Below are 8,089 nucleotides of genomic sequence, written 5' to 3' on the forward strand. Positions count from 1 at the left end.
CGCGACGAGGCTGGATGCCCCGCTCGACGAACATGGCCAGTTGGCGACGCAGCACAAGATTCTCGGCCCGGACAGACTCATCCGAGCGCGCCAGCAGCACCAGCCACTGCAGGGCGTCTTCAATCAGGCGGAGCACGATCTGCACGAGCATCACCATGGCCTCATCGTGCCACGGTGTTCGGTCCGAGCCAACCATCTACCGGTGAGACGACGGACGGAATATTTGCGGTCCACAGGCGAGCGAGATCGTTCGGGCCCTTGAGTTCATCTTGTCTCCTTGGCGGTCGCCGACCTACTTAGCTTGCATGTTGACCTTGGTAATCAGGTCTTTCATGACGTCGTGCTCTTTGTCCAGCACCGCCTGGAACTCTCGCCCGTCGGTGAATTTGTAGCCGATGTTCTGCTTCTCCAATGCGGCAGTCATGGCAGGGTCCTTGGCAGTGTCTGCAGCGATCTGGCGCAGCTTGGCGACGACGTCCGCAGGCGTCTTTCTCGACACGCCCAGGTAGCGCCAACTGACGACGGACAAGTCAATCCCCGACTCTTTGGCAGTCGGCGCGTCCATGGCAGCTTTGCTTCGCTGATCGGCCAGAACCAGGATGATGCGAAGCGTCCCAGCCTGAACATGTGACATGACTTCCGGGGGGGTTGCCGTGACCGCCTCGATGTGGCCTCCGAGCAAAGACAGAATGGCCGGCGAGGCACCCTGATACGGAATCGGCGAAAGTTTAGCCCCCGTCTTGTCTACGAGCGCTGCGGCGGCCAGATGGCTCAGCGTTCCGTTACCGGTGGTGCCGATGCGCAGCCCATCCGGCGCGCTTTTAGCCGCAGCGAGAAACTCGCCAACTGTTTTCCAGGACGCGTCCGACCGAACAATGATCGAGACAGGATCAAAGTTCAGTTGTGCAATCGGCTCGATATCCAGGTACGAAAACTTCGCGAGACCAAGCAATGGCGTCGTCAGAATGTCGTTGGTAAAGAGACCCAGCTTGTAGCCATCCGGCTTTGAGTTGATGATGTCATTCGCGGCGATCGAACCCCCGGCACCCGGCTTGTTCACGACAACAATTGGTTGCGACGAATGATTACGGCTGGCATCCGCAAAAGCCCGTCCGAGCGCGTCGGTCGATCCACCGGCTGCGTAAGGAACGACCAGTTCAATCGGGCGACTTGGGAAGCTCTGGGCAACTGCCCCGCCCATGCCGAAGGTGAGAGGCGCAGCAACCAAGCTCACCATCAGCGCGCGACGGCGCAGGAAAAATTTCATCAGCATCTCGTATCTCCTTTAAGTCTTCAATTGATTGGAACTTCCGGCAGCATCTTTCCCGGATTCATGATTCCGCGCGGGTCGAGCGCGGCCTTGAGAGCACGCATCAGCGCCACACCTTCGGCGTGTTCGGCGGCGAGTTGATGGATGCGGTGCAGGCCAATGCCGTGTTCGCCGGTGCATGTGCCGCCATACCGAATCGCCCGCATCGACGCTCGCTCAGCCAAGCCGTCGGCACGCGCGCGCTCATCGGGGCTGGCGGGGTCGAACACGATGCCGAGATGGAAATTGCCGTCGCCGGCGTGGCTGACCAAGGGCGCCGTCAGTCCGCTGAGTCGCACGTCCTCGCGCGTTTCCATCACACAAGCGATGAAATTCGATATCGGAACGCAGGCGTCCGTGCCGATCAGGGCGGAACCCGGCCGTAGCGCAATGTTGGCGTGGTAGCACTCGTGCCGTGCCTTCCAAAGTCGCGTACGGTCTTCCGGACGCTCGGCCCATGCGAAGCCGCTGCCGCCCGATTCCTCGGCGAGCGACTGCATCGTGGCGACCTGCTCGCGAACGGCCGCTGGGGAGCCATGAAACTCAATGAACAGTGTCGGCCATGCCTCGAACTCCTCCAGCTTGGAGTAGCGCTTGCAGGCGTCCATCTGCACTTCGTCCAGCAGTTCGATGCGGGCTACCGGCACGCCGATCTGCATTGCGGCGATAACCACTGACATGGCAGACTCCAGATCCGGGAACTGGCACACGGCGGCCTGCACCATTTCCGGCAAGCCCCACAAGCGCAACTGCACCTCCGTGATGAAGCCCAGAATGCCTTCGCTGCCCACGAAAAGGCGTGTCAGGTCCAGACCAGCGGCGCTCTTGCGGGCGCGTGTACCGGTGCGAACAATACGGCCGTCGGCCGTGACGACCGTCAGGCCGAGCACGGCCTCGCGCATCGTGCCGTAGCGCACGGCTGCCGTGCCGGACGCGCGTGTCGATGCCATGCCACCGAGCGACGCATTGGCGCCAGGGTCGATCGGAAAGAACAGCCCCTGCGTGCGCACGTGGGCGTTGAGTTCTTCACGCGTCACGCCGGCCTGCACGCGGCAATCAAGCGCATTGGCGTCGACGTCAAGAACCGCGTTCATTCTCGACAAATCGACGCAAACACCCCCATGCACGGCAACTACGTGGCCCTCAAGCGAGGTTCCGGTGCCGAACGGAATCACCGGCACCTGCGCGTCGAAGCAGGCACGAGCCACGAAAGCGACGTCTTCGTTGCTGAGGGCATACACCACCGCATCGGGCGGCGCGGAGTCTGGCACCCCTTCACCATGGCCGTGCTGCTCGCACACCGCGCCAGACGTACTGAGCCGATCGCCAAAGCGCTCGCGCAACTGAGGCAACAAGGCCTGCACATCGCGGGCGACCGCATCGCGTGACTTCGGAAAATTCATGACTGGAGCGCGTCGACCATGCGCAGCAGGGCCACCATGCCGGGGTCGTCCATGCCGATCGTCTTGTCTGCAAACATGCGGGCGCGGCCGATGCGGTTGGGCTTGTCGCGGAAGGCGTCGAGTGCGGCACGCGCCGCGTCGCTGGCCACGCGGCACGCTTCGGCGCCTGCGGGCGCTGCGGCAATTGCGAGGTGGACCGCGTTCAATCCGTCTAGCACGGTCTTGTCGCCCAGACTGGCGCCGCCGCGCGCCGAGAGCGTCGCGACTACGTCGGCCAGCAGCGCAGCCAGCTGCGCGTGGTCGAGCGCAGTCACGCCCGCGCAGCGCTTGGCGCTGGTCATCAGCGCCACGGTCAGCAGCGTGCCGAAGCTGGAGCCCGAGGCCTTGGCCGATGCCTGCGCGCAGCGCTTGAAGATGCCTTCCAGGGTGTCGGGCATTTCGGGCAGGGCCTGCTTGACCAGGGTGGCGCATTTGTCCAGCGTGGCGCCCAGGTCGGCGTCGCCCAGGCGGCCGTCGAGCTCGTTCAGTTCGGACGCGGCGGCGTGGACGCCCGCGCACCAGCCGGGCAGGGCGGCCGAGAGAGTGGCAGCATCGAGCATCACCGCACGCTCCAGAACGGGCAGTCTGCCGGCGCGGCGAGCAGGGCCTCCAGTTCCGCGTCGAGCTTCATCACGCTGAGCGACGCGCCTGCCATTTCCATCGAGGTGGCGTAGCGGCCCACCAGCGGGCGCACAATCGTCACGCCCTGGTTCGCCAGCACGCTCGCCACGCGGCGGTACAGGATGTAGAGCTCTTCCGCGGGCGTGGCGCCCAAGCTGTTGACCAGCACGGCGACGCGGTCGCCGCGCGCCAGTGCGAGTTCGGGCAGCAAGTGCGCCAGCATCTCGTCGGCCAGGGCGTCGGCCGATTTCTGGGCCCCGCGCCAGATCCCCGGCTCGCCATGGATGCCCATGCCGAATTCGACTTCCCCCTCATCAATGGCAAAGGAGGCCTTGCCCGATTCCGGCACCACGCAGGGCGCGAGCGCCACGCCGATTGAGCGGCATGCATCGTTGGCCTTGCGCGCCAATGCAGCCACCGCGTCCAGCGGCGCGCCGCTTGCTGCCTTGGCGCCCGCTGCCTTGTAGACCAGCACCAGGCCGGCGACGCCGCGGCGCTTCTCGCGCTGCTCGGCGGGCGCACTCGCCACGTCGTCGGCGACGCGAACCGATGCCACCGGCATGCCCTCGAGCTCGAGCATCTCGGCCGCCATGTCGAAGTTCATGCGGTCGCCGCCGTAGTTCCCGTAGAGCTGCAGCACGCCCGCGCCGCCATCGGCCGCGCGCATCGCTTCGATACAGTCGTCCATGCGCGGGCCTGCAAACACGTTGCCGACGGCGCAGCTGTCCAGCAGTCCGTCACCAACGTAGCCAAGGAACACCGGCAGATGGCCCGAGCCGCCGCCGGTGGCGATGCCTACCTTGCCGGCCACTGCGCCACGGCTGCGGGCTACCACGCGCGGCCACCGTCTCCGCGGCGCTGCAGCTCGGGGTGGGCCAAGCACAGGCCGTCGAGCATCTCGTCGACGTAGGCGTTGGCGTCGTTAAGTATTTTTTTCACAGAGGAATCCATCTCGTCTGGGCGGCATGTGCGCGCCAGTCAGGCAGGGCACTGCCGACGCCCGCTTGCGCGGGCGGCAAGCAAAGGAGTAACCCGGTCAGTCCGCTTTCAGGCGGCCATCTTTGGTGGCCTGCGAGGCCAGTGCGTACTCGGCGTCGAGCAAGCGGGCGAACTCCTGCGGCGTGCTGGAATAGGCGACGCTGCCGAGTTCGCGGGCACTGTTTACCGTCTGGGGATCCTTGACGGCTTGCGCGAGCGCGGCGGCGAGCTTGTCCTGAATCGCCATGGGCGTACCGCTGGGCGCAAGCACCCCGACGTAGGTGGTGCCATCGATCTCGCCGAAGCCAAGTTCCGCGACGGTCTGCACGCCGGGGAGTGAAGGATCTTGCGTCGGCCCCAGCACCGCGAGAGGCTGAAGCGTGCCGCCCTTGATGTGCTGCAGCGAACTGCTGACCTGGTCAAAGTGCACGTCGACCTGTCCGCCGATCAAATCGATCAGCGCGGGGCCCGAGCCCTTGTAGCCGACCACTGTGAACTTGGCCTTGAGCAGGTTCTCGAGCTGAATCAAGGCAAGGTGGTTAGGTGTCCCCGGTCCGGAGTGCGCAGCAATCAGCTTGCCCTCGGCAGAACGCGCGTAGGCGGCGAATTCCTTGAAATTCTTGAACCGGCTTTCGTTCTTGCGCGCGAGCAGCACCATCGAACCTTTGTTCACCAGACCCAGCGGTGCGAAGTTGGAGCGGCTGTAGCTGGTCTTCACCATTTCCGGCACTGTGACCACTACGCCGGCGCCGCAGAGCAGCAAGGTGTATCCGTCCGGGGCGGCGCGGGCAACCTGCATGGCGCCTATTGAACCGCCGGCACCTGCGCGGTTGTCCACTATCACCGACTGGCCTAGCATCTTGCCCAGCGCCACCGCCACCGTGCGCGCCACGATGTCGGTGTTACCGCCCGGCGCGAACGGCACCACGATCGTCACCGGCTTGCTGGGAAACTCCTGCGCCCATGCCGGGATGGCCACTGCGCTGCCTGCAGCGGCAAGTGTTCCGAGCTTCAGAAGCTCGCGACGTTGGATATTCATGATTCGTATGTCTCCAAGACGTCAGATGTCAGATGTCAAAGCGCAGTACGTCGTCGAGCGCGGCCCTGATTCTGGCCAGTTGGGCGTCGCTGGTGGGCGGCATGGGTGCACGGGGAAGGCCGGCGTCGCAGCCTTGCAGCGTGATGGACGTCTTCAGGTTCGCGGGCAGGTTGTCCGCAACAATGGCGTTCCAGAAGGCCAGCATGGACTTGTGCATCTCCAGCGCCTTCACGTGGTCGCCGGCCTGCACCGTGTTCCACAGGTTCACGCAAACCCCTGGTAGTGCGGCCGGTGTGGCAGCGATCGTGCCATGGGCGCCCAGGGCGAATGACGAATACAGCAGCGCGTCCACGGCCGAGTAGACCTTGCAGCCGGCGGGCACGCCCAGCAGCAGATCGGCCATCAGTTTGAGGTCGCCCTGGCTCTGCTTGATGCCTTGTACTCCGGGCAGATCCTTCATCAGGCGGATCATCTGGGCCGGATTCAGGTAGTTCCACGGCACAACGTTGTAGATGATCACCGGGATGTCGACCGCCTCGGTCAGCACCTTGAAGTGGCGGTATGTGGCGTCCTCGTCTGGCTTGAACAGGTAGTGAACCGGTGTGACCTGCAGCGCGGCGATGGGTAGGTGGGAGATCGCCTTGGCGCGGTTGATCGCATCACGTGTGCTGTTGGAAATGATGCCGGCCACGATCGGCACAGCGCCCGCCACCTCTTCCGCGGTGATCTCCAGCAGGCGTTTGAACTCTTCGATCGTCAGCGTGTGGCCCTCGCCGCTGCTGCCGCCGGGGCACACGCCATGGACCTTCTTGTCCAGGTTGAAACGGATCACCTTGCGGAACGCTGCTTCGTCGATGTCGCCATTGGTGGTGAAAGGGGTGACAAGGGGAGGGATGACGCCGGTCAGTTCAAGACTCATGAAAAGTGCTCCATTCGTTGCGGGTGAGTTGGACGGGACGCCACCGATGGCGGCGCTGCGTAGCTAGTGTATAACTACTGACATGTTAGTGTCATGTCAGTGAAAACCCTAGCGCGTTCAGGTCAGCACGGTTGGGCTGTTAGAGCGCGCCACGCGTAGAGTCGTGCATAGTCCGAAGAACAACGCAGCCAGGAAGGCATGTGATGAACGCAACCAAGAGGAAGCCCGCCGCCGTACCACCCCCCGTGTCACAACGCACGCTCGCCTACGAAAGCTTTCGCCGCCAGATCCTCAGCGCCAAGATCCGTCCAGGGCAGTTCGTGTCGCAGCGCGAACTCACTCGCCTTTTGGACCTCCCCCTAGGGGCCATCCGCGAGATGATTCCTCGGTTGGAGGCGGCCCGGCTGATCGTTACCGTGCCTAAGCGCGGCCTGCAGATCGCGCCGGTGGACCTGAAGCTGATCCGCAACGCCTTTCAGGTGCGCAGCATGGTGGAGCGGGAAGCAGTGCGCCACTTCCTGCATTCGGCATCGGACGAAGAGTTGGCTCGCATCGAAGCGCAACACCTGGCGATCCTCGAGCGCGCCAGTTCGGCCCAGCCCGACCCGACCCTTGACGCAGACGCGCAGACGGTGGATTGGGGGCTGCACGACACGATGGTCGACAGCATCGGCAACGAGATCCTGTCCGAGATCTACCGGGTAAACAGTTTGCATGTGAGGCTCATACGCCTCGACGCCGGTCTGGTTCGCCCGATGCGCATCGTTCCCGCAATGGAGGAACACCTGGCTTTCATCGCCGCGTTGATGGCGCGCGATGAGGACAAGGCAATTAAATCCATCAGCGAGCACATCGAGCGCTCCAGGGCACGTGTTCTCGATGCGATGCTAGGGTCAAACCAATCAGGTGCGATGAGTGCGAGTACAAACGCGGCGCTTCAAGTGCTTGAACGCTGACTGTCCGCGCCGAGCATTCGCCGAGGATATCCACGCGTTGGCGGGCCGGCATCAAGGTCGCACGCTGCGTATTTCAGCGATCGTAGCCGGGCATTTCAGTCTGATCGTAGCCAGCGATTCAGCGTGATCGTGGCCGATGCGGGCACACTCGAGTGAGAGGTTGCATGGTATCTCAGTCGACTACGATGGCAGTGAAGCAGCGCGTGTTGTCCACGCTGGCGAGCATCGCCGGCGTGAAGTGTAATAAAGCTGCGTCCTTTGCGTAGTAAAGATGCGACCGCGGTCTCGTCTGCGCGATGATCGCGCAACAATCCTGTGCAACGATACTCTGTGAGCGTTGTATCACGGTATGCATATCGCGAATTGCCGCAGGGCAGGGGAGTCCTGCAACGACGCATTGGCATCGTCTTTGATCGCTTCCTGCCCCTCGATAAACCGGAACTCGCCGGTCGGAGCATTGCGAAGCGGGACTCAGAAGTTGATGACAATGCTGCGCGGACCGTCCGCATGGGCAGGGCGGTCGTCGGAAGTAAAGATGCGACCGTGCGAAACCCAGGTGAGGATGCAAAATTACTACTTTCATCAACACGGTCGCAACTTTAGTACCAAAAAAATGGGCGTAATGTTGCGACCGCAGCCCCTTGGACGCCCGCTAAGTTGCTGATTTCATTGAGTTTTGTGAGATCGCAACGGTCGCATCTTTATTACACTTCACGAGGTCGCAGCGATCAGGAAGGTGTAGCCGTCGGCCGGCGCCTTGGCGACGAAATCGGCGCCGATGTTGGAACCTCCGCCCGGCTTGTTCTCGACGATGAAGGACTGCTT

General features: G+C 63.3%; 7 protein-coding genes and 1 pseudogene. 1 reads left to right on the forward strand and 7 read right to left on the reverse strand.

The window, feature by feature from the left end:
• Positions 1 to 292 precede the first annotated feature (292 nt).
• The 6 genes from QTI66_RS38970 to QTI66_RS38995 form a co-directional block, all read right to left on the reverse strand.
• Entirely contained in the window at positions 293 to 1,273 is a 981-nt protein-coding gene (locus QTI66_RS38970) for a Bug family tripartite tricarboxylate transporter substrate binding protein (protein ID WP_286565737.1), read from the reverse strand.
• Positions 1,274 to 1,293: 20 nt separating this feature from the next.
• Positions 1,294 to 2,712, reverse strand: a complete 1,419-nt coding sequence (locus QTI66_RS38975) for an FAD-binding oxidoreductase (RefSeq protein WP_286565738.1) — start codon at positions 2,710 to 2,712, stop codon at positions 1,294 to 1,296.
• On the reverse strand, positions 2,709 to 3,311 hold the full coding sequence (locus tag QTI66_RS38980) for a DAK2 domain-containing protein (protein ID WP_286565739.1): 603 nt from the start codon (positions 3,309 to 3,311) through the stop codon (positions 2,709 to 2,711). Before QTI66_RS38980 ends, QTI66_RS38975 begins: the two co-directional genes overlap by 4 nt.
• Positions 3,311 to 4,207, reverse strand: a complete 897-nt coding sequence (locus tag QTI66_RS38985) for a dihydroxyacetone kinase subunit DhaK (RefSeq protein ID WP_286565740.1) — start codon at positions 4,205 to 4,207, stop codon at positions 3,311 to 3,313. Before QTI66_RS38985 ends, QTI66_RS38980 begins: the two co-directional genes overlap by 1 nt.
• Positions 4,208 to 4,408: 201 nt before the next feature.
• Positions 4,409 to 5,329 carry a Bug family tripartite tricarboxylate transporter substrate binding protein gene (locus QTI66_RS38990; protein ID WP_286565741.1) on the reverse strand — a complete coding sequence of 307 codons (921 nt, stop codon included), beginning with the start codon at positions 5,327 to 5,329 and terminating at the stop codon, positions 4,409 to 4,411.
• An 88-nt stretch (positions 5,330 to 5,417) separates the two neighbouring features.
• Positions 5,418 to 6,308 carry a dihydrodipicolinate synthase family protein gene (locus QTI66_RS38995; RefSeq protein WP_286565742.1) on the reverse strand — a complete coding sequence of 297 codons (891 nt, stop codon included), beginning with the start codon at positions 6,306 to 6,308 and terminating at the stop codon, positions 5,418 to 5,420.
• A 203-nt stretch (positions 6,309 to 6,511) separates the two neighbouring features.
• Here QTI66_RS38995 and QTI66_RS39000 point away from each other — a divergent pair, with 203 nt between their 5' ends.
• Entirely contained in the window at positions 6,512 to 7,264 is a 753-nt protein-coding gene (locus tag QTI66_RS39000; RefSeq protein WP_286565744.1) for a GntR family transcriptional regulator, read from the forward strand.
• A gap of 720 nt (positions 7,265 to 7,984) precedes the next feature.
• Here QTI66_RS39000 and QTI66_RS39005 read toward each other — a convergent pair.
• Positions 7,985 to 8,089 (reverse strand): annotated as a pseudogene (locus QTI66_RS39005) (tripartite tricarboxylate transporter substrate binding protein); the annotation flags it as partial.

The organism is Variovorax brevis (assembly GCF_030317105.1).
Taxonomy (GTDB): domain Bacteria; phylum Pseudomonadota; class Gammaproteobacteria; order Burkholderiales; family Burkholderiaceae_C; genus Variovorax; species Variovorax brevis.